Source organism: Oceanisphaera sp. (assembly GCF_048268965.1).
Taxonomy (GTDB): domain Bacteria; phylum Pseudomonadota; class Gammaproteobacteria; order Enterobacterales; family Aeromonadaceae; genus Oceanimonas.
In genome coordinates, this window is sequence record NZ_JBLWUK010000003.1 from 15,379 (window position 1) to 36,879 (window position 21,501).

A 21,501-nucleotide genomic window follows, 5' to 3' on the forward strand; every position below is an offset into this window, starting at 1 on the left:
GAAGCGCAGGCTGACAGAGCTGCGCCACTGGCCCTGGATTCCCACCTTCGTGGGAATGACAAGAGAGGAAGCGGGATCTTTCTCGCCACGACTCTTTACTACGAGAAGCACAGAACCCACGGAAAAATACCAAGAAAGAAAAGCAGATAATTAATGGGTAAGGTTTTACAAATAATATGCTCTTGTCGCTTTTGGTCCCTAGATCTGCTTCCGTGGGGTCAGTGGATTCCGTGGCAAAAAAGCACTTAAAGGAGATAGAAGCTCTCTTACTACAGCACTCCCAGCACAATCAAAAACACCGAACCTATTGGATTCGGTGTTTTTTTATCTAGCAGTGGTGCCGAGCGTGGTTAGCTTATGCGGCTGTCGTTGGCCTGGGCTAACAGGTTGCGGCTTTCTTTGAGGAAGATGTCGGCATAATCGCCAAAAAACTCACTCACGGTAGCAAACTGCTCGACGAAGGCCTCGCGTTTGCCCTGCTCTAACTGAGTCAACAACTCGCCAAAATGCGTGTGATAGCGGCGGATCATCTCGAGGTTGCGGGGTGACGACAAGATAATGTCGGCATACAGCACAGGATCCTGTGCGAACAGTCGGCCCACCATGGCCAGCTCCAATCGGTAAATCGGTGAACTTAGCCGCAACAGCTGCGACAAGTCTGCCTGCTCGGCACACAAATGAGCGCCGTAGGCAAAGCTGGTAAAGTGGCGCAGGGCCTGCACAAGACTCATGGCCTGGTCGTGCTCTTCGGCATTCACCACCTGCAAACGGGCACCCCAGATGCGCATTTGCGCCAGCAGCCATTCATACTGTTCGCTACCACGGCCTTCGCTGTAAATAATCACCTGCTTGGCCAGGCTGGACACATCTGGGCCAAACATGGGGTGCAACCCCAACACCGGGCCTTGGTGCGCCTTGAGCATGGCCGCCAGGGGCTCGGCCTTGATACTGGTCAGGTCGACCAGAATGCACCGCTCATCCAGTGTGGGCAGGCGCTCTATCACGGCTACCGTTTGATCGATGGGCACGGCCACCACCACCAGGCCGGCGCCACTGAGCAGTGCCTCGGCCTGATCCCAGCCGTCTTTTTCCAATATCTCGACTGTATAGCCGGATAAGGTCAGCAGCTGAGCAAACAGGCCCCCCAGCTGCCCGGCTCCGCCCACGACCACGACTTTGCCCAGTGTCGGCTGCATGCATTTGAAGCCGGTCTCTTTTTCACTGGCATACGACTCGCGCATGGCGCGGCGCAATACGTCCTCGATAAGATCCGGGGGCACGCCCTGCGCTTCGGCGTCGGCCCGGCGTTTGGCCAGCATGGCGGCTTCGCGGTCGGGAGCATAAATAGGCACCCCCTGACGGCTTTTCACCTCGCCCACGCCCGCCACCAGTTTGAGGCGCTTGGCAAACAGGGCAACCAGCTGCTGATCCACTTCGTCTATCTGGTCCCTCAGGACTGCTAATTCATCTACCATTGGTCCATCCCAATTACAAAAGCACCGGCCCATCCCGGACACGGTGCTCCATTATGCCTGTGAACAAACAGCGACAACAATTGCCCCGGGTCGTCAGGCACATCATTTTGTTACATAAGCATTATTCTAAATAACTCACTCAGCGAATACGAGCCTTTAACGGAGCGCTTAACTGTTCATGACAACGCTGCAATAAGTCGGCGGTGGTGTCCCAGTCTATGCAGGCATCGGTAATGGATACCCCATAGCGCATTTCGCTGCGAGGCTGCTCGCTCGACTGGTTGCCTTCAAACAGGTGCGATTCCAGCATGATCCCCAGAATGGACTGGTTACCTTCCTGAATTTGATGCACCACGTTTTCGGTGACCAGTGGCTGCAGGCTGTAGTCTTTGTTCGAGTTACCGTGGCTGCAATCCACCACCAGGTTGGGCGTCAGGCCGGCACCGGACATGGCTTTTTCGGCCAGCGAAATGCTCACTGAGTCATAGTTGGGCTGTTTGCCGCCCCGCAAGATCACATGGCCGTCCGGATTGCCCTGGGTGACCAGTAGTGCCACCTGTCCCTGCTGATTGATGCCCATAAAGGCGTGTGACTCGGACGCCGCCTTGAGCGCATTGATGGCCGTGCCTAAATTGCCGTCCGTGCCATTTTTAAAGCCAACCGGCATCGACAGGCCCGAGGCCATTTCACGGTGGGTTTGCGACTCTGTGGTACGCGCACCTATGGCAGACCAGGAAAACAGCTCGGCCAGATACTGCGGACTAATGGGATCCAGCGCCTCTGTGGCCAGGGGCAGCTCCAGTTCGGCCAGCCAGACCAGCAGCTCACGCGCCTTGTGCAGGCCCTGTTCGATATCAAAGCTGCCATCCAGGTGAGGATCGTTGATAAAGCCTTTCCAACCGACTGTGGTGCGCGGCTTTTCAAAATACACGCGCATTACGATATAAAGGCTATCACTATATTCATCATGCAGTTTTTTGAGGCGGGTTGCGTACTCTTTGGCTGCGTCTACGTCATGAATGGAGCAAGGACCACAGATCACCATCAGGCGGTGATCTTTGCGCTGAATAATATTAGACAGGGTCTGGCGAGCCTGGCCGATGAAGTCGAGCGCAGGTTGAGAGATCGGCAACTTGGCTTTCAGCTCGGCGGGGGTAATCATTACCTTTTCGGAATGAATACGAATATTATTCAGTGTGTCTTTCTGCATGATGACATCCTCACATGTAAACAAAACTTTACGAATAGATAAAAACAAATATCGCCTCTTGTTTGACATCTGGCTATTTGTTTTTTACGCAACCACATTTACCTTATCAAGGCCGGGCCACCTTGCAAAGCTTGTTTGTCAGTAAAAACCGCTTATTTCACGCGGTTTAGCCCAAGTGAGTATAAAAGCAGCGAGAACACCCGGTGTGGCACGGCCAACGCGGTGCCACAGCACAAGTGACTGACCGCCTGCCCGGGTTGCTACCGTCAACTTATGGCTAAGGCCCGGCTTTAAACACTGTTATTAAACGCGGGATCTGCCATGATGCCGCTTCTGTTGATTGGAGCTTATCATGCAACGCCTTTTACGGTTTTTCTTTCAGGGTCTGTTGATCCTGCTGCCGTTCGTACTCACTGTGTATCTGGTTTATCTGATTTTTACCGTACTCAACGAAACGCTTTTTTCCGCCATCGGCTCATTGTTGCTCCTGGTGGTGCCCGCCCTGGAAGCCGGTTGGCTGGCCGATCTGGCCGGAGGCTTGATTACCCTGAGCGTGATCATTCTGACCGGCATGTTTGCTTCGTTTTACTTCGGTCAGTTCTTTCTGTCGCTGTTCGACAAGGTATTAACACGCATCCCGCTGGTCAAGCTGGTGTATCACTCGCTGCAAGACTTGTTCAACGCCCTGCTGGGACAGAACAAACGTTTGAACCAACCGGTCGCGGTCAGCCTGATGAATGGCGAGGTGCAAGTGCTGGGCTTTATCACCCGGCAAGACATGGCGGAGTTTGGCCTGCCCGGCAAGGTGGCCGTGTACCTGCCCCAGTCGTATAACTTTGCCGGCAACCTGCTGGTGGTCGATAAAGACAAAGTCCAGCTGCTGGACGTCGCCGCCAGCAAGATGACCACCTTTATTGTCAGCGGTGGTATTACCGGGAAAAGCTAGGCCGTGAAGGGTGAGGAGTGAGGAGTGACCCAAGTTTGGCCTCACACCTTGGTTACGTCAGGATGACGGCTAAAACAAAACACCCCGCCCTATTTGAATCAGGTGCGGGGTGTTTAGGTTTTCTTCCAGCTCCAAGCTGATCGCTTAACGCTTTCCGTTAGCCGTCTATTTCGTCCATGAAGGCATCGAGCTCTTCGCTGGAGGCAGGCTCGAACTCCTTGCCTATCTTGGTATCCTGATACTGCAGATAGAGGTCTTTGGTCAGACCATAAGGATCGAGTGCGTTGTCGATAATGGGCTCTCGCTCTATCAGCTCGCTGCGCTGATAGAGGCCATCAAGCGCCCACTTTCCGGTACGCATGGCGAAGCTCATCACGTCGTACGGAAAATAGAGGCTGTCGACCATGTCGCCAGAAAGCTGTCGCAGCGTGGTGGGTCCCAGCACGGGAACCATCAGGTAGGGCCCGTCACCTATGCCCAGTTGCCCCAGTACCTGACTGAAATCCTTGGAACGGCGCGGCAATGACATTTTTTCTGCCACATCAAAGTAGCCCAGCACTCCTACGGTACTGTTGACACCAAAACGCGCCAGGTTGGTTCCGGCCCCCGGTATATCACCGGTGATCAGATGGTTAACAAAGCTGGCCGGCTCTTCAAGGTTAAGTACCACGTTCTGCAGGCCGTCTCTGACCGGCTCGGCCACATAGTCGGCATAGGCATGAGCCGCCGGACGCACCACATAAGGCTCGAGGACGTCATAGTTAATGACCCAGGCGCCACGGTTGACCGGCTCGAAAGGGTCCCGAGGATCGTCGGCGGTTGCTCTGCCGAAATCGGCGGGTACCTGACTCGAGAAGGGATCATTACTGGGAGGGACATCCACCCCCTGATGGGCGGAACACCCCGTCAAGGCAACCCCGGCCGCTACTATTAATACTCGCCACATAATATTAAGCCTTATCGCTTTTGTTATTATCTTATTATTGTGTAAAACCGGTCTTGTTGACCGGTTTTATTGCTCACTGCATATTACTCACGCATATGTCTTAGCGTAGAGCACTTATCGTAAATTATAAGGGAGTATCAATAAAGATAGACAACTGGCTGTCTTTGTTGGTACTCAATACGCTACTGCGCCCTTCCCAGGCATCTGTGGTGTCGGTCACATTACCGCTGGGGGCGATGCGTGCCTTGACAATCACGGCGTCACGGCCATTCATATTGATATTCGGGCGCATGGCATCCGCGTTAGACAGGGTAATGGTCAGCGGAAAGGACGGATTTTCGATGCGTTGCGCGACCAATGGCACGTCACCGCCTTTGGCATCAATCGCATACACGAACAACACAGCACCCGGATGATAGGGAATGGCACTGGCGGTATTCACTTCCACTTCATAACGTGGGCCCGTTACCGGAGCATGATTTCCCTCAGCCAGGCGCTGTTCCGCGAAGGCAACCGAGCGTTCAATCATGGCATAGCGCGGATTATCCGGCGACATGCGATGTAAAATCTGCTGCCAGCGCGCAATGGCCGCCGCCAGATCTTCTTGCTGCATGGCCATAAAGGCAAACACCGACCAGGCTTCCAGATTATCGGGATTTCTGGCCAGCAACTGCTTGATGATGTTTTCGGCTCGCAACGCCTCACCTGTCATGCTCAGGGCCTCGGCATACGGCACCATCACCTGCTCGGGTTTGTCGGTCAGGGTCATGGCCTTTTCCAGCGCATCACGCGCGGTGGCACCGTCACGCATTTCCAGCGCTAGCCGTCCCAGCAGCAACCAGCCACGAAAATCATCGCCGTCTACATGCAGCTTGGTGCGCAGCGACTGGATCAGATCTATCATGTCCTGCTCGGTCACGTCACCATCGGGTTCAAGCAATACCTGGCGCGTCAGCTCACTCAGGCGCCCCGCATTGTTTTGCCACTGTGCAACCTGGTTGTAGGCGCCCAACTGCCAATAACCCCCATAGGCCACCACCAGTACGACTAACATGGCGGGCAACCATAACCAGCTGCCAGCACGATATTGCTTCGGCTGCTCGACCACCACGTCGTCGAGCAGGCTCTTCTGCAGCTCTTGAGTAGCCTGCTCGCCCTCTTCCAGCAAGCCCTGCTCTTTATCCTGCTCCAGCTCCTGCAAGCGCTGCTTATAGAGCTCGGTGTTCAGCTGATTGCGACTCTGGCTCGATTCGGCCCGTCCCCGGGTCAGGGGCAGTATGATGACCAGCGCCAATAACAGCGTCAGCAGGACACTGACAATCCAAAATAACGTCATATCAATTCTCTTTGTCTTTGTTCAGCAACTCGTGCAGGCGCTGTTGTTCTTCGGCACTCAAGGCTTGTTCGGCATTCTTGCGCGGCTTTTTGCGCGTTCGGACAACCACGATCAGCCCCCCCAGCAACATGACGATCACAGGGCCAAACCACAAGATCATGGTCGAGGCCATAAAGGGCGGCTTGTAGAGAATAAAGTTGCCGTAGCGCGCCACCATATAATCGATGACTTCCTGCTTGCTGCTGCCCTCTTGCAACATCACATAGGTTTTGTCGCGCAAGTCTTTGGCCAGCTCGGCGTCCGAATCGGCGATATCCTGATTCTGACACTTGGGGCAACGCAGTTCGCGGGTGAGTTCGCGAAAGGTTTCTTCCTGCTGGGCGGAGTCAAACTCATACACCCCAAAGGCAGCCATGGCCGGGGCTCCCCAGAGACTCGCCAGCAAGATCAGCACAGAGCATACACGCATGGCTTTACTCCATTTGCTCAAAAATAGGTTTCAGGGTTTGCTGCCAGACCGTCTCGTTGACATCCCCCACATGGCGATAGCGAATAATGCCCCGGCTGTCGATCAAGAAGGTCTCAGGTGCACCATAGACCCCCAGATCCAGCCCCAGCTTGCCGTCGGGATCGTACAGGTCGATGGCATAGGGATTACCGAGGTTTTTCAGCCAGCGCAGCGCCTTGGTCCTTTCATCCTTGTAGTTCATGCCCACAATATGGATCCCTTCTCGTGCCTTGAGCTCGTTCAGGTATTCATGTTCGGCATAACAGGTGGGGCACCAGGTGGCCCACACGTTCAACAACATGGGTTGCTTGGTGAAAATATCCCGGCTGAATTCTTTATCCGGATTTTGCAGCGAGGTCAGCGCAAACTCCGGCACCGGCTGATCCAGCAATACCGACTCCAGTTTGCGGGGGTCCGAATACAGACCTCGATACAAAAATATGCAGCCCAGCAAGAAAATGACCAGCGGGATGGACAAAATCAAGACACGACGATTCATAGCGCCTCCGATACTTTTTTACTGCCAAAGCGATAGCGTTTGTCCAGCATGGCAATCACACCGCCAATGGCCATCAGCAAGGTGCCAAACCATATCCAGCGGATAAAGGGCTTGTAGTACAGACGTACCGCCCAGGAGCCGTCGTCCAGCTCTTCGCCCAGGGCCGCGTACAGGTCGCGGGTAAAGCCGGCGCTAATGGCCGCTTCGGTCATGGGCATGCGCTGTACCAGGTACAAACGTTTTTCTGCCTTGAGCTTGGGCAGTGCCTTGCCATCCTTGCTGACGGCAATCACGCCTTTAAAGCCTTCGTAGTTGGGGCCGTTTGCCTCCCGGGTGCCTTCAAAGGTAAAGGTATAGCTCGAGAAGGTGATGCTGTCACCCGCCGCCATGCGCACGTCTTTTTCGATGCTGTACAACTGGGTACAGCTGATACCGATAAGGGTAACCGCCATACCAATATGCCCGAGGAACATGGCCCAGTGGCTGTTGCCCAACTTGCGAATGCCGGTGGCAAAGCCATGGCGATGGGTGGCGCGCACCCAGGTTTCCTGCACGCTGGTGATCACGATAAAGGCGCCCAGACTCAGGCCGATGGCCGCCCAGATTTCAAAGTGATCGGAAAAATACCAGGGCAGAGCCGTCCCAATGGCCCCACCGGCCACCAGGGCGAATAACAGCTTGCCGTTGATTTCGCTCATTTTCTGGCGACGCCAGCGGAATAACGGGCCGGCGCCCATTAGCAAGCCAAAGGGAATAATCAACCAGGCATAGAGGCTGTTAAAGAAAGGCGCACCAATCGAAATGCTGCCCAGCCCCAGCTCTTTGTGTACCAGGGGCAAGATAGTACCAATCAGCACCACCACCAGGCCGGCCATCAGCATGATGTTGTTGCCCAGCAACAGGCTTTCCCGGCTGGCCAGCTCGTGCTTGCCGTGGCTTTTTACCTCGGCGCCCTTGATGGCGTACAGCAGCAAAGAGCTACCCACCACCAGCATGAAGAAGATCAGGATAAACAAGCCACGAGTGGGGTCGGAGGCAAAGGCATGCACCGACACCAGGACCCCGGAACGCACCAGAAAGGTGCCCAGCAAGCTCAGTGAAAAGGCCATGATCGCCAGCAACACTGTCCAGGATTTAAAGGTAGAGCGCTTTTCACTGACCGCCAGCGAATGGATCAAGGCGGTGGCCGCCAGCCAGGGCATGAAGGAAGCGTTTTCTACCGGGTCCCAGAACCACCAGCCACCCCAGCCCAACTCGTAATAGGCCCACCAGGAGCCCAGTGCGATACCCAGCGTCAGAAAAATCCAGGCGGCCATGGTCCAGGGACGAGACCAGCGTGCCCAGGCGGCATCCAGCTTGCCCGTCATCAGCGAGGCGATGGCAAACGCAAAGGCCACCGACAAGCCCACATAGCCCATATACAACATGGGGGGATGAAAAATCAGCCCCGGATCCTGCAGCAGCGGGTTCAGGTCGCGGCCGTCAATCGGGAAGAACGGCAAGGTACGCTCAAAGGGGTTGGAGGTGACTATGACGAACAGCAGGAAGCCCACGCCAATCATGCCCATCACGCTGAGCACCCGCGCCACCGCATCCAGCGGCAGGGTGCGGCTAAAGCGTGCCACGGCGGCGGCCCACCCGGCTAGAATCAACACCCATAACAGCAGTGAGCCTTCGTGAGCGCCCCATACCGCAGAAATACGATATTCCAGCGGCAACAAGCTGTTGGAGTTGGAGGCGACGTATAACACGGTAAAGTCGTGGTCGATAAAGGCCCAGGTCAGGCAGGCAAACGACACCAGCAGAAAGCCAAACATGGCGTAGGCCAGAGGACGCGCCAGCAGCATCATGCCGGTGTTGCCACGAAAGGCCCCTATCAGGGGATAAATACTCAGTATCACACTGGCCGCCAGGGCAAGAATAAGACTGAACTGTCCTATCTCCGGAATGACGCCAAGGGTCTGGCTCACCGAATCGATTGCAGAACTCATGACCGACTTCCTTCAAGCTGCGCGGGTGTGTATTCGGGTTTAACGTGCTCGATTCCCTTCAGCGCTTCTGCCACTTCCGGTGGCATGTATTCTTCATCGTGCTTGGCCAAGACTTCAAAGGCGGTAATGGTGCGGGCATCGGCCAGATGCCCCTGGGCGACTATGCCCTGCCCCTCACGAAACAGGTCCGGTAAAATGCCGTTGAAGGTCACGGTAATCTCTTCGCCGCCTGCATCCACCAGATCGAAGCTGACTTTAAGGCTTTCCTGATCCCGGCTCACCGACCCCGGCACCACCATGCCGCCAATGCGCAGCCGCTGGCCCACTTCAGGCTTGATTTGCTCTTTCCCCTTGCCCTGTACCAACTCGGTGGGGGTATAGAACAAGTCGATATTCTGCTGCAGTGCATAGAGCACCAATCCGGTCATCACCGACAGTCCGAGTACCACTGCCAGCAGCAGGGCCATGCGTTTTTTACGTCTGGGATTCATAGTGTATTCTCCAACTTCCGGGCTGCCTTGCGGCGTTGGGCCCGAGCCTGTTTCTGTTTTACTGCGCGCAGCAGGCTTTTTTTGGTCGCCATGGAAGAGATAACAATTCCCACCAGGGCCACCAGGGTGAAACCAAAAGACAGCCACACATAAAAGCCATAACCGCCCATGGCCCAAAATTCAGACCAGGTATCAAACTTCATGCTGTTCCTCCGCCAACTTCAGCACCCAGGGTCGGTGCGATTCACGCCGAATCAACTCATTACGCAGTCGCAGCAGGGTAACGGCGCCCAAAAAGCAGCTGAAGGCCACTATCATGATCAACAGCGGCCACAACATGTCGTTGGAAATGGAAGGCCGGGCAAACTTGGTGATGCTGGCCCCCTGATGCAGGGTATTCCACCACTCCACCGAGTAATGAATAATGGGCAGATTGATCACGCCCACCAGTGCCAGGATACCGGCGGCCCGGCCTGCCAGCACCTTGTCGGAAATCGCGTTATACAGGGCAATCACGCCTAAATAGAGAAACAGCAGGATCAGTTCGGAGGTCAGCCGGGCATCCCATACCCACCAGGCACCCCACATGGGTTTGCCCCAGGCGGCACCGGTAAACAGTGCAATCGCCGTAAAGACCGCCCCTACCGGCGCGATGGCGGCCACCGCCATGTCGGAGGTTTTTATCTGCCACACCAGACCGATAAAGGCGGCGATGGCCATGGAGGAATAGGCTCCCATCGACAAAATGGCCGAAGGCACATGAATATAGATAATGCGAAACGCATCGCCCTGCTGATAATCAGCCGGGGCAAACGCCAGCCCCCACACCAGGCCGATGGCAAACGACACCACACTGAACGCGGCAAACCAGGGTAGCCAAAGCCCCGCCAGCCGATAGGCTTGCTCTGGTTTGGCGTAAGGATGTAACCATTTCCACATATTGCTCACAGACCTTTTTTATAATGAACATGGGTTAAGCTCGCCGGCTTAAGATAACGTAAATCTGCCGTTTAAAATACCCTGCTATCAGCTAGTTAACGCTTACTCGCAATGCAGAGGCGATGGCAAATGGCGCCAGCGTGATACTGCCTGCCAACATGGCGGCCAGTATCGCCAGCTGGCCATTGTAGGCCACCCCCAGGGTGGCGGCGTCGATGGCCGAGGTGGCAAAAATCAGTACCGGAATATACAGCGGCAAGGTGAGCAGGCTGAGCAGGACACCGCCCTTGCCGATGCCCACGGTCAGGGCCACGCCAATGGCCCCCAGCAGACTCAAAATGGGGGTGCCCAGCAGCAGGGTCCAGAACACGGCCTTAAAGGCGACCATGTCCAGGCTGAGCAGCACCGCCACCAGAGGCGACAGCAAGAGCAGCGGCAAGCCGGTCAGCAACCAGTGGGCAAGCACCTTGGCCAGCACCAGCACCCCTAAAGGACAGGGCATAAGCATTAATTGTTCCAGGGTGCCGTCAATAAAATCGTCCCTGAACAAGCGCTCCAGTGCCAATAACGACGACAGCAAGGCGGCCACCCACACAATGCCGGGGGCGATGCGCGCCAGTTGCGCGGGATCCGGACCTATGCCCAGAGGGAAAAGCGTAATCACGATAATAAAAAACCACAGCGGGTTTAAAATATCTCCCCGCCGGCGCAGGGCCGAGATCAGCTCGCGACGCAGTACCCCGCTAAACATGGCTCTCATGCCAACTCCTCTTGATGGGGGGTTAACTGCAAGGTACGTGCACGGCCGGCACTCAGTGACAGGTCTTGATGTGTGGTAATCAGCACCATGCCACCGGCATCGGTATGGTCCAGCAGCAACTGCTCCAGCACCTTGACGCCGTGTTTGTCGATGGCGGTAAAGGGCTCATCCAGAATCCACAGTCGGGGGCCTCCCAGCCATAACCGGGCCAGTGCCACCCGGCGCTTTTGCCCCGCCGACAACTGGCCTGCGGTTTGGTCTTCCAGACCCGCCAGCCCAACCTGGGCCAGCACATCCCACAAGTTGGCCTGACTTTGGGCATGATGCATACGGCGAAAGAAAGCGAGGTTTTCCAGGGCGGTGAGTTCGTGCTTGATGCCGGCCTGATGGCCCAGGTAGAGTAAGTCCTGATGATATTCGTCACGGTGACTTTCTATGTTGTCACCCTGCCAGCACACTTCCCCGCCATAGGGGCGGGACAGGCCGGCCAATAACCGCAATAAACTGGTTTTGCCCACGCCATTAGGCCCAGCCACCTGCACCAGATCGCCTGGCGCCACCGTCAGCGACAGCTCGCTGAATAAGGTGTGCTCTTCACGGACACAAGTTAAGGATCTGGCTTCTAACATAATCGGGAACGTAGACCATTAAAAAATGGCCGCCAGTTTAGCACAGGCCACCCCGTTGTGCAGAAAGAAACAAGCGAAAGCGTGAGGCGTGAGGCGTGAGGCGTGAGGCGTGAGGCGTGAGGCGTGAGGCGTGAGGCGTGAGGCGTGAGGCGTGAGGCGTGCAGTTTAAAACAGATAGCAGATGCCGGGGCAAGCCCGGCATGAGTTCATTGTTTGTTCTTACCGCTGACCGCTGTATTCAACCTATTTGCGATGCAAGGTGATCAGCAGCTCGGCTTCGGCTCTGGGTACTTCGCACTCGGCCATGATCTCGTCGATGTCGGCGCCCAGTTGCACCATGCGGGTGGCACGGCTATAGAGTTTGCCCTGGGGATCTTTCAGCGCCAGCTCTTGCTGCTGCTCGGTCAGCTTGTCGTGCTGAAGATACAGCTCATCCACTTTGTTACCCAGGCCTACGTTGGCCGCCTGGATTTCTTCTATCTGCTTGCGGTAGCTGTCTCGACTGCGCGCCAGATCCCGCATCAGCCGACTCATGGCCTCCAGCTTGCGCTGGCTTTGGCGCCACATAGACCAGGCCACAAACAGGGCCACCATCCCCAGAAACAGCGCCAGCGACGCCAGAATAAAGGCAGGCTCAAACCACATTACCATGACTGCGGCCCCCACTTGTTCCCGGGCTGGCTCAGACTGCGGCTGGCCCACTGCAACGCCGTCCCTTCGGCAAGAGGGCCTGTGCTATTACGATGACTGTTCATGGATTATCCCTTCTGCTCCAACATGTTATTCTTCTTGAGTCTTGTATTGTTACCCCGCTCCTGCAGCCCTATCAAGGCATCGGCCTGCAGCCGGGCGATTATTATTTTGTCAGGTTCGGCGTCATCCGTACAAGGCGTCAGTGTTCCGTGGCGATACGAATGCCGCCACCGGGCAAGTCATACACCCGCAGCTCCGGGTGGCTTTCGGTACCGAGCGGCCGGGACGGCAAGGCCGCGGGGTCCTGCCACTGATGCCTGGATATGGCAATGTCGACACGCCGGTTGCGGGCTCGTCCTGCTGCCCCCGGTTGCGTATTCAGGGGGCGAAACTCGCCATAGGCTTCCAGCGCCAGCCTGGGACCCTGAATGCCCTCACGCAGCAGCCATTCCAGCACCGCCCTGGCTCGTTCGGCAGACAGCTGCCAGTTGCTGGCATATAGCTCGTTACTCACGGGTAAATGATCTGCGTAGCCACGCACGCGAATAAAATGCGTACCCGGTGTTAATACCGGCATCAGCCGGCCGAGTACCGGCTTGGTATTGCCCCCCAGCAAGGCGCTGCCACTGGCAAATAACAGCTGGCCGTCAAAGCTCAGGGTCAGCCAGTCACCCTCCAGCTCCAGCTCGACCACTTGCCGCTCCAGCAAAGGCGACAAGTGCAACTCCAGCTGTGCCTTCAGCTCCGCCAGGCCCGGATCGGACTCATTTGACTGTACGCCATTGCCTGCCGGCACCTTGTCGCTCCGGGTTTCCACCATGGCCGTTGCCGTTTGGTCCGACTGGGCTTCACCGCTCAGTCGGACCAATGCCTGATCGATGCCATCGAGCATAGGTTGCTGCAGCTCGGTTTTAGTGGCCTGAATGGCATAAAGCACCACAAACAGGGCAAACACCAATGTCATGTAATCGGCATAAGACACCAGCCAGCGCTCCAGTCCCGCCGTATTATTGACGCCCTGGGTACGCATGGCCAGCGAGCGGCGCCTCATTGACGCTGCCCCTGATACTGGGCCAGCTGTCGGCTCACCGACAGACTGCTGTCGCCGCGGGCAATGGCCAACAGACCGATGGCCGTCAGCTCCCGATAACGCAGTTCGAGCCGATACATGGCCCTCAGCCGGTTGGCCAGCGGCAACAGCAACAGGTTGGCCAGCCCGACCCCGTAAAGGGTGGCCACAAAGGCCGCGGCTATGCCCGCTCCCAACTGGGAAGGATCATCCAGATTCGACATCGCCTGAACCAGGCCCAGCACGGCACCTATAATGCCGATGGTAGGGCTATAGCCGCCCATGGCTTCGAAGACCTGGGCTTCCAGCTCTTTTTGTTCTTCCAGCCGGTTAAGCTCGTTGTCGAGCAGTTGCTCCAGAGAAGCCACCTCGGTGCCGTCGACCAGCCATTGCAAGCCCTGGCGAGTAAAGCCGTCCAGTGACCTATGCCCTATTTGGGATTCAAGGGCCAAAAACCCAGCTTGCCGGGCCCGGTGCGACCACTGCAACAAGCGCGATGCCTGATCGTTGAAGGGCCAGGGAGACTGGCCAAACAAGGTGGTGAGTGACTTTAATGCCGCCTTGCATTGCCGCCAGGGCGTTTGCAGCAGTACGGCCCCCAGGGTGCCACCCAATACAATCAATAGCGCAGGCCCGTCCAGCAAGCCCCACATGCTACCCCCGTGCCACCATTGCGCCAGCATGATGCACGTCAGCCCCAGTATCAGCCCGATCAACGCCATATCAGCTACTCATCTCGTTCACTCTGCCCTCACCCCTCTTTCTCTTTACTCTTCGCGCCTCACCTGGTCTTTACGCTTTCCACTCGGTTAATTTGGCGCGCAATCGGTGCATGGCCTGGCTGTGGATCTGGCTCACCCGTGACTCGCTTACCTCCAGGATCTGGCCAATTTCCTTCAGGTTCAGCTCTTCGTCATAGTACAGCGACAGCACCAGCGCTTCGCGCTCGGGCAAGGTCTTGATGTGCTGCGACAGCACCCGTTGAAAACGCAGCTTGGCCATGTCTTCAAACGGGTTGTTTGCATGTTGGCTCTGTTCGACATGGCCATCAATACCGGTTTCAAACTCATCCATATCGAGAATTTTTCCATTACTGGTATCGCGCAACATGGCGTAATAGGCATCCATGCTCACATCCAGTTGTTCGGCCACTTCTCTATCGGTCGGGTTGCGCCCCTCCCGGGCCTGCACCGCCGCAATGGCGCCAGAAACCTGGCGGCTGTGCTTATGTACCGAGCGAGGCACCCAGTCACCCCGGCGAATTTCATCCAGCATGGCACCGCGAATACGGATCCCGGCAAAGGTTTCAAAACTGGCCCCCTTGCTGGCGTCAAAGTTACGCGCCGCTTCCAGCAACCCCACCATGCCCGACTGAATCAAGTCATCCAGCAAGACACTGTCGGGCAGGCGAGCCAGCAAATGATGGGCAATTCGCCGTACCAGGCCCGCATGACGCTCAACCAGTTGCGAGCTTTGCTGTCTGGCGTACACCAGTGCTTTATTGGCTCCGGTCATCTGTTTCCACCACTGACGGACTCAATAATTTTTCAATAAAAAACTGCAGATGGCCACCGGCCCGCTCGGGGGCCGGCCAGCTTAATGCCTTGCTGGCCAGCATTTTGATGGCCAGGGCCGACGGCGAATGGGGGTACTGGTTGACCACCAGCGTTTGCCGACGTACCGCCAATCGCAAGTTGCCATCAAAGGGCACACAGGCGACCAGCTCGAGGGCGGCATCGAGAAAACGGTCGGTTACCCGGGTCAGTTTGGTAAACAGCTCCTGGCCTTCGCGCTGGCTGCGCACCATATTGGCCACGATTTTAAAGCGAAACACGCCATAATCACGGGACAGGATCTTGATCAGCGCATAGGCATCGGTAATGGAGGTCGGCTCATCACAGACCACCACCATCACTTCTTGTGCCGCCCGCGAAAAGCTCAGCACCATATCGGAAATGCCCGCTGCAGTATCCACCAGCAGAATATCAATCGGCGTTTTCATTTCACTGAAAGCGCGGATCAAACTGACGTGCTCGAGTGGCGACAGATCGGTCATCGACTGATTACCCGAGGTCGCCGGAATGATCTTCATTCCCTGAGGGCCGTCTACCAGTATCTCATCCAGGCTGCACTCGCCGCGCAACACATGAGACAGGTTGCGGGCCACCCGAATGCCCAGCAAGACATCGACATTGGCCAGCCCCAAGTCGGCGTCCAGCACCATGACTCGTTTTCCCTGAGCCGCCATGGCCGATGCCATGTTCAGCGTAATGTTGGTTTTGCCTACACCACCCTTGCCACCCGTGACCGAAATAACCTGTACCTTGCTTGTTTTTTGCATAAGTCGCAGCCCACTCGCCTGGTCCTGAAACACTCTATTCATAAAAACGCGCATCCGCCTGTTCAGACTCGGAAGTTCCCCAGTAATAGGGATCTTCCCGACGCTGCTCTATATTCCCCAATGCCTGTTTGACCAACTCCGGGCCATCAGCCAATCGTAAATCTTCCGGCACCCGCTGCCCGTTCGTGATGTAACTGATCGGCAGCCGGTTCTGAATGCTGATGTCCAGTACATCTCCCAGGGTCAGGCTTTCATCCAGTTTGGTTAAAATGCAGCCTGCCAGCGGGATACGGCAAAAATGATCCACCGCCTCCTGCAACACCCGGCGCTGGCCCGTGGCGGGCAGCACCAGATAGTTGCGGATCTGAATTTGCTTATCACCCACCAGGGTGTCCAGCTGCTCATTCAACCGCAAGTCTCGCTGCCCCATGCCGGCGGTATCAATTAATACCAGACGACGATGACGCAGCTGATATAACGCCTGTGCCAGTTCTTGATAGGTGTGGGCCTGCTTGACCACCACGCCCATGATACGGCCGTAGGTCTGCAGCTGCTCATGGGCGCCAATACGATAATGATCGGTGGTAATAAGCGCGAGCTGCTCGGCCCCGTGGCGCGCCGCAAATCGTGCCGCCAGTTTGGCAATGGTGGTGGTTTTGCCCACCCCCGTGGGTCCCAGCAGTGCCACGGCACCGCCCTGGCGTAATATTTCATCTTCGCCAGTCAGTAATTGTTCATTGAGTGCTGCTTGAACCTGGTTCCAGGCTTCATGAGTCCGCGCACGTTCGGGAATCTGCATCGCCAGCTGATCGGCCAGCACCTTGCTGAACCCCAGCTCGTTCAAGTGATTGATCACCAGGGCCCGAACCGGCTCACGTCGTTCTACTTCCTGCCACATCAGCCCCGACACCTGGTGTTCCAGCAAACGGCGAATGCTGGCAATCTCCTGACGCATGCTGCTCAACTCTTTGTCTTTGGCACTTTCTTTGCGCTTGTTATCGCGTCTGTCATGCAAGGGCAAGGTTTCGGCCGACGGGTTCGGCACCAGGGTGGGTTCTTTACGCTCGGCGCTGCCCGCCTCGGGCGCCAACCGGGGATCGCGACTGCCGGATTGCTCTGCCAGCGTTTGCGGCGAAGCCTGCTGCCTGCCCCGCATCAGCAGCGACTGCAAGGTTTCTGTCTGCTGCTGGTCAGTCATGGGGGTAACATATTGACGCGCCTGCGACGATATTTTGACGTCATCGTCACGCAAAGGACGCGCGGCGGAAGTGACCGGGATTTCGTCTTCGTCGACCGCTGCCACCAGTTCGATGCCGCCAGAGACTTTTTTACTCGACATGATCACCGCATCGGCACCCAGCGCTTCTTTCACCTCTGCCAGGGCCGCTCGCATGTCTTTCGCAAAAAATCGTTTAATCTTCATTAGTTAACTACCGCCCTGCTACTGCTGGCCAACCGATGCCACTATGCGAATTTGACGGTCATCAGGCACTTCCTGATACGACAGCACCCGCAAACTGGGAATCGTGTGTTTTACAAAGCGCGCCAAGGTGGTGCGCAACATACCGGAGGTCAACAAAATGGCTGGTTGCCCTTCCATTTCTTGATTGGCCGCTGCCTGAGACAGCGATTGCTGCATCCGCTCTGCCAGGCCGGGCTCTATGCCACTGCCCTGAGCGCCACCTGCCTGCAAAGAGTTCTGCAATATCTGTTCCAACTCTGGCGCCAGAGTAATGACGGGCAGTTCGCGCTCGGTGCCGGCGATTTCCTGCACCATGAACCGACGCAGCGCAATGCGGCAGGCCGCGGTGAGCACCTCCGGATCCTGACTCTTGGTCGAGTACTCGGTCAGGGTTTCTAGAATGGTACGCATGTCTCGAATGGTCACCCCTTCGTGCAGCAGGCTTTGCAGCACCTTGGTCACCAGCGCCAGACTCATGGTATTGGGGACCAGGCCTTCCACCAGCTTGGGCTGGCTGCGCCCTACCTGGTCGATCAGGCTTTGCACTTCTTCGTGGCCCAGCAACACAGACGCATGGTTGGTGAGCAACTGGCTCAGGTGCGTGGCCACCACGGTGGCGGCATCCACCACCGTATACCCCAGGCTCTGGGCCTGCTCTATTTGATCCTTGGCAATCCAGGTGGCTTCCAAATCGAAGGCCGGGTCCCGGGTATCTATGCCCGCTATGGGGCCGAATACCTGGCCCGGGTTGATCGCCAGCTCGCGTTCGGGGTAAATTTCCGCGGTGCCCGAGCTCACGCCCATCATGGTAATTTGATACTGGTTGGGCCCCAGCTCCAGGTTGTCGCGAATATGGACCGCGGGGATCAAAAAGCCCAGTTCCTGGGAGAGCTTTTTGCGCACCCCCTTAATGCGGCTCAACAACTCGCCTCCCTGAGTCTGATCCACCAGGCTGATCAGCCGGTACCCGACCTCCAGACCAATGGTATCCACCTGTACCACGTCATCCCAGCCCAGCTCTTTCACTTCATTGCTGGCCGCGGCGGGGGCCTGGGCCTGTTCGACCACCTCCTGTGCCACTCGCTTGTTGCGCTGCATGGTCCACCAGGCGGCAAAGGCCGCCAGCCCACCCAGTAGCAGAAAGGCGAAATGGGGCATGCCGGGAACCAGCCCCATGGTAATCAAGATACCGGCGGCAATGGACAAGGACTTGGGATTATCGAACAGCTGGCCCAGCATGGCCTCGCCCATGTCTTCGCTGGTATTCTGGCGGGTAACAATAATGGCGGCGGCAATCGACAACAGCAGCGACGGAATTTGCGCCACCAGGCCGTCACCTATGGTGAGCAGGGTATAAATTTCTGCGGCTTCACCAAAGGGCAGCCCGTGCTGGGCCATGCCGATGATGAAACCGCCAATAATGTTGATAAACAGTATCATGATGCCGGCAATGGCATCGCCTTTTACAAACTTGGAGGCACCGTCCATGGAGCCATAAAAGTCGGCTTCCTGAGTGACTTCGGCCCGTCGCAGCCGCGCCTCATCCTGATTGATCAGCCCGGCGTTCAAGTCCGCATCTATGGCCATCTGCTTGCCCGGCATGGCATCCAGGGTAAAACGGGCACTCACTTCCGAAATTCGGCCGGCCCCCTTGGTAACCACGGCAAAGTTGATGATCATCAAAATCAGAAACACGATCAGCCCCACCGCATAGTTGCCGCCAATCACCACAGAGCCAAAGGCTTCAATGACGTTACCGGCCGCATTGCCCCCCTGGTGTCCTTCCAGCAACACCACCCGGGTAGAGGCCACGTTGAGTGCCAGGCGCAACAAGGTGGCGACCAGCAGCACGGTAGGAAAAGCCGCAAAATCCAGCGGTCGCTTGCTGTATACCGCCACCAGCAGGATCACCAGCGCCAGCGAAATATTGAACGAGAACAGCACATCGAGCAGCAGTGCAGGTATGGGCAACACCACCATACCCAGCGCCGCCAGCACCAACAGAGGCGTACCCAGCCCCTTGCTGAACCACGAGGACCAGGGCCCCAACCGTTGTAAGTATTTATCCTTGAATGCCATGACCACTAGATTGCCGCAAAGATTGATGAACAGTCATCATGCAAAAAGCGAGCCAAATGGTTTTGTCGTGAAGGGTGAAGAGTAAGGCGTGAAGGGGAAAACGCTCGTCCTGAAACCTTTGTCCCCCCCCTCACCACTCACCCCTCACCCCTCACCCCTCACAAGATTACACCTTGTATTCATCGGGTATCGGCAGGTCTTCTTTAAGGGGGATCGGCTTGTTGCCCTGACCCTTGCGCCAGTTGTTTAACTGAAACACGTATGCCAGCACCTGTGCCACGGCCACAAACAGGCCGTCGGGGATCTCGCTGTCCAGCTTGGTCGAGAAGTAAATGGCACGGGTTAAAGCCGGAGACGAGATCACCGGCACTTCATATTCCCGGGCAATTTCGCGGATTTTCAACGCCACTTCATCCAGCCCCTTGGCGACCACCTTGGGGGCCGCGCCGGGGGTGTCCTTGTCGTAACGCAGGGCAACCGAGAAATGGGTAGGGTTGACCACCACCACATCGGCGTCGGGGACCTCGCCCATCATGCGGCGGTTGGCTATTTCCTGCTGCAAACGCCGAATGCGCCCTTTGACCTCGGGCTTGCCCTCGGTATTTTTATACTCGTCCTTGATTTCCTGCAGCGTCATTTTCAGCTGCCGGGTGTGGTTCCAGATTTGAAACGGCACATCAATGGCCACTATGGGCAACAACGCCATGCACAACAACAGCCCCATGTACAACACCAGCTCGATGGCCTCCACCATGGCGGTGGGCAGGGTTTCGTGACTCAAGCGCAAAATATTATCGAACTGGCCCCACAGTATCGACATGGACAGGGTCGCGATAAACACCACCTTGGCCACGGACTTTAACAGCTCCACCATGGCCTGTACGCCAAACATCCGCTTGAAGCCTTTGACCGGGCTCATTTTATTCAGTTTGGGCATCATGGCCTGGCTGCTGAAGTTCACGCCCCCCAACAGGCTGTTTCCTACCAGGGCGGCCACCAGCACGATGGCAAACAGGCCCAGCAAAGGCCACATCAAGCCCAGAAGCGAGTCGCCCAAGGCCGGCAGCATGGTCTCGGGATCGAACAAGGCTGCGCGGTCGATGCTGAAGCTGCGCATAAAGACCTGTGACATGGCCTGGCCCAGGGCATCCCCCACCATGATCAGGCCGAAGGCACCACTGAGTAGCACCGCCGCCGTGCCCAATTCCTTGGAGCGGGGGATCTGGCCTTTTTCTCGCGCCTGGCGAAGGCGTTGTTCCGTGGGTTGTTCTGTTTTTTCCTGACCGTCCGACTCTGCCACCTAGCCTCCTTCGCAGGTCAGTTGCAGGGTGTCACACATCACCTGTTGCAACCGCAGCCACTGATTTTCAAAGTGCCCCAAAAATCCGCCCAGGGTCAGCCACAAGATAAACAGGCCACACACCATGCTCACGGCAAAGCCGATGCTGAAAATATTCAACTGCGGGGCCGCCCGGGTCAGTATGCCGAAGGTCAGGTTGATCAAGAGCATGGCGACAATCGCCGACAACGACATGGCCAGGGCCGCATAAAACAGCATGCTCAACAGGCCGGCCAGATTTTGCCAGCTGGACACCGAAATGCCGTTCATGGACACCGGCAGGGTTTCAAAGCTCAGCACTATGGCTTCAATCATGACCAGGTGGCCGTTCAGGGCTAAAAACAGCAAGGTGCCCAGCATTAAATATAATTGGCCGACGACCGGCGTCGACTGACCATTCAGCGGATCCACCATGGAGGCAAATCCCAGACTGGTTTGCATGGCGATGACTTGCCCGGCGGTCACAAAGGTTTGCAGTAAAAACTGTGACAGCAGGCCAATCACGGCACCAATGAGCACCTGTTGCCCCGTGATCAAAAAGCCGCCTACCGAGAACAGGGCCACATCGGGCATGGCGGGCAATACCGGTGCCACCGCCAGGGTGGTGGCCACCGCCAGCAACAGGCGGTTATACATGGGCGTCAGGTTGGCACCAAACATCACCATGGTCATCATCATGCCGGCAATACGGCACAGCGGCCAGACGTAACTGGCCAGCCAAAGCAGAATCTGGTCGGTGCTAAAGTTCACCCTGCCCCTCCCGAAAACAAAGCGGTAAGCCTAAACAT

At 56.7% G+C, this 21,501-nt stretch carries 22 protein-coding genes; 1 reads left to right on the forward strand and 21 read right to left on the reverse strand.

Annotated elements, in window-relative coordinates; genetic code table 11:
- Positions 1–350: 350 nt before the first annotated feature.
- The gene (gene tyrA, locus ACN0VL_RS02585; protein ID WP_417614563.1) at positions 351–1,475 is read right to left on the reverse strand and encodes a bifunctional chorismate mutase/prephenate dehydrogenase; all 1,125 of its coding nucleotides are present in this window, start codon (positions 1,473–1,475) and stop codon (positions 351–353) included.
- A 139-nt stretch (positions 1,476–1,614) separates the two neighbouring features.
- Positions 1,615–2,685: a 3-deoxy-7-phosphoheptulonate synthase gene (locus tag ACN0VL_RS02590; RefSeq protein WP_417614564.1), complete on the reverse strand. Its 1,071-nt coding sequence runs from the start codon at positions 2,683–2,685 to the stop codon at positions 1,615–1,617.
- A gap of 352 nt (positions 2,686–3,037) precedes the next feature.
- Between ACN0VL_RS02590 and ACN0VL_RS02595 the strand changes: the two genes are divergently transcribed.
- Positions 3,038–3,631 carry a DUF502 domain-containing protein gene (locus ACN0VL_RS02595; protein ID WP_417614565.1) on the forward strand — a complete coding sequence of 198 codons (594 nt, stop codon included), beginning with the start codon at positions 3,038–3,040 and terminating at the stop codon, positions 3,629–3,631.
- Positions 3,632–3,788: 157 nt separating this feature from the next.
- Here ACN0VL_RS02595 and ACN0VL_RS02600 read toward each other — a convergent pair whose 3' ends face one another.
- The 19 genes from ACN0VL_RS02600 to fliR all read right to left on the reverse strand — a co-directional run bounded on the left by ACN0VL_RS02600 (position 3,789) and on the right by fliR (position 21,463).
- Positions 3,789–4,577, reverse strand: a complete 789-nt coding sequence (locus tag ACN0VL_RS02600) for a VacJ family lipoprotein (RefSeq protein ID WP_417614566.1) — start codon at positions 4,575–4,577, stop codon at positions 3,789–3,791.
- A 124-nt stretch (positions 4,578–4,701) separates the two neighbouring features.
- Positions 4,702–5,913, reverse strand: coding sequence for a c-type cytochrome biogenesis protein CcmI (ccmI, locus tag ACN0VL_RS02605; RefSeq protein WP_417614567.1), 1,212 nt, complete (start codon positions 5,911–5,913; stop codon positions 4,702–4,704).
- 1 nt (position 5,914) lies between these two features.
- The gene (locus tag ACN0VL_RS02610) at positions 5,915–6,382 is read right to left on the reverse strand and encodes a cytochrome c-type biogenesis protein CcmH (RefSeq protein ID WP_417614568.1); all 468 of its coding nucleotides are present in this window, start codon (positions 6,380–6,382) and stop codon (positions 5,915–5,917) included.
- 4 nt (positions 6,383–6,386) lie between these two features.
- The gene (locus ACN0VL_RS02615; RefSeq protein WP_417614569.1) at positions 6,387–6,920 is read right to left on the reverse strand and encodes a DsbE family thiol:disulfide interchange protein; all 534 of its coding nucleotides are present in this window, start codon (positions 6,918–6,920) and stop codon (positions 6,387–6,389) included.
- Positions 6,917–8,911 (reverse strand): heme lyase CcmF/NrfE family subunit, encoded by a 1,995-nt coding sequence (locus ACN0VL_RS02620; RefSeq protein WP_417614570.1) that lies wholly within the window; start codon positions 8,909–8,911, stop codon positions 6,917–6,919. The genes ACN0VL_RS02615 and ACN0VL_RS02620 overlap by 4 nt, the downstream gene beginning before the upstream one ends.
- Positions 8,908–9,402, reverse strand: a complete 495-nt coding sequence (ccmE, locus tag ACN0VL_RS02625) for a cytochrome c maturation protein CcmE (RefSeq protein WP_417614571.1) — start codon at positions 9,400–9,402, stop codon at positions 8,908–8,910. The genes ACN0VL_RS02620 and ccmE overlap by 4 nt, the downstream gene beginning before the upstream one ends.
- A complete protein-coding gene (gene ccmD / locus ACN0VL_RS02630; protein WP_417614572.1) occupies positions 9,399–9,605 on the reverse strand; it encodes a heme exporter protein CcmD in 207 nt (68 codons plus the stop codon). Before ccmD ends, ccmE begins: the two co-directional genes overlap by 4 nt.
- Positions 9,595–10,341 (reverse strand): heme ABC transporter permease, encoded by a 747-nt coding sequence (locus tag ACN0VL_RS02635; protein WP_417614573.1) that lies wholly within the window; start codon positions 10,339–10,341, stop codon positions 9,595–9,597. Before ACN0VL_RS02635 ends, ccmD begins: the two co-directional genes overlap by 11 nt.
- Positions 10,342–10,432: 91 nt before the next feature.
- A complete protein-coding gene (gene ccmB / locus ACN0VL_RS02640; protein ID WP_417614574.1) occupies positions 10,433–11,101 on the reverse strand; it encodes a heme exporter protein CcmB in 669 nt (222 codons plus the stop codon).
- Positions 11,098–11,733 carry a cytochrome c biogenesis heme-transporting ATPase CcmA gene (gene ccmA / locus ACN0VL_RS02645; protein ID WP_417614704.1) on the reverse strand — a complete coding sequence of 212 codons (636 nt, stop codon included), beginning with the start codon at positions 11,731–11,733 and terminating at the stop codon, positions 11,098–11,100. The genes ccmB and ccmA overlap by 4 nt, the downstream gene beginning before the upstream one ends.
- A 240-nt stretch (positions 11,734–11,973) precedes the next feature.
- On the reverse strand, positions 11,974–12,381 hold the full coding sequence (locus tag ACN0VL_RS02650; RefSeq protein ID WP_417614575.1) for a DUF2802 domain-containing protein: 408 nt from the start codon (positions 12,379–12,381) through the stop codon (positions 11,974–11,976).
- Positions 12,382–12,622: 241 nt separating this feature from the next.
- The gene (locus ACN0VL_RS02655; protein WP_417614576.1) at positions 12,623–13,474 is read right to left on the reverse strand and encodes an OmpA/MotB family protein; all 852 of its coding nucleotides are present in this window, start codon (positions 13,472–13,474) and stop codon (positions 12,623–12,625) included.
- The gene (locus ACN0VL_RS02660; RefSeq protein WP_417614577.1) at positions 13,471–14,214 is read right to left on the reverse strand and encodes a flagellar motor protein; all 744 of its coding nucleotides are present in this window, start codon (positions 14,212–14,214) and stop codon (positions 13,471–13,473) included. The genes ACN0VL_RS02655 and ACN0VL_RS02660 overlap by 4 nt, the downstream gene beginning before the upstream one ends.
- 70 nt (positions 14,215–14,284) lie before the next feature.
- Positions 14,285–15,007 (reverse strand): RNA polymerase sigma factor FliA, encoded by a 723-nt coding sequence (locus tag ACN0VL_RS02665; RefSeq protein ID WP_417614578.1) that lies wholly within the window; start codon positions 15,005–15,007, stop codon positions 14,285–14,287.
- The gene (locus ACN0VL_RS02670; RefSeq protein ID WP_417614579.1) at positions 14,991–15,833 is read right to left on the reverse strand and encodes a MinD/ParA family ATP-binding protein; all 843 of its coding nucleotides are present in this window, start codon (positions 15,831–15,833) and stop codon (positions 14,991–14,993) included. Before ACN0VL_RS02670 ends, ACN0VL_RS02665 begins: the two co-directional genes overlap by 17 nt.
- A gap of 34 nt (positions 15,834–15,867) precedes the next feature.
- Positions 15,868–17,256, reverse strand: a complete 1,389-nt coding sequence (gene flhF, locus ACN0VL_RS02675) for a flagellar biosynthesis protein FlhF (RefSeq protein ID WP_417614580.1) — start codon at positions 17,254–17,256, stop codon at positions 15,868–15,870.
- 18 nt (positions 17,257–17,274) lie between these two features.
- Positions 17,275–19,374 (reverse strand): flagellar biosynthesis protein FlhA, encoded by a 2,100-nt coding sequence (gene flhA / locus ACN0VL_RS02680; protein WP_417614581.1) that lies wholly within the window; start codon positions 19,372–19,374, stop codon positions 17,275–17,277.
- Positions 19,375–19,540: 166 nt separating this feature from the next.
- Complete coding sequence (flhB, locus tag ACN0VL_RS02685; RefSeq protein WP_417614582.1) at positions 19,541–20,674, reverse strand: flagellar biosynthesis protein FlhB; 1,134 nt, start codon at positions 20,672–20,674, stop codon at positions 19,541–19,543.
- Positions 20,675–21,463, reverse strand: a complete 789-nt coding sequence (gene fliR, locus ACN0VL_RS02690; protein WP_417614583.1) for a flagellar biosynthetic protein FliR — start codon at positions 21,461–21,463, stop codon at positions 20,675–20,677.
- Positions 21,464–21,501: the final 38 nt, after the last annotated feature.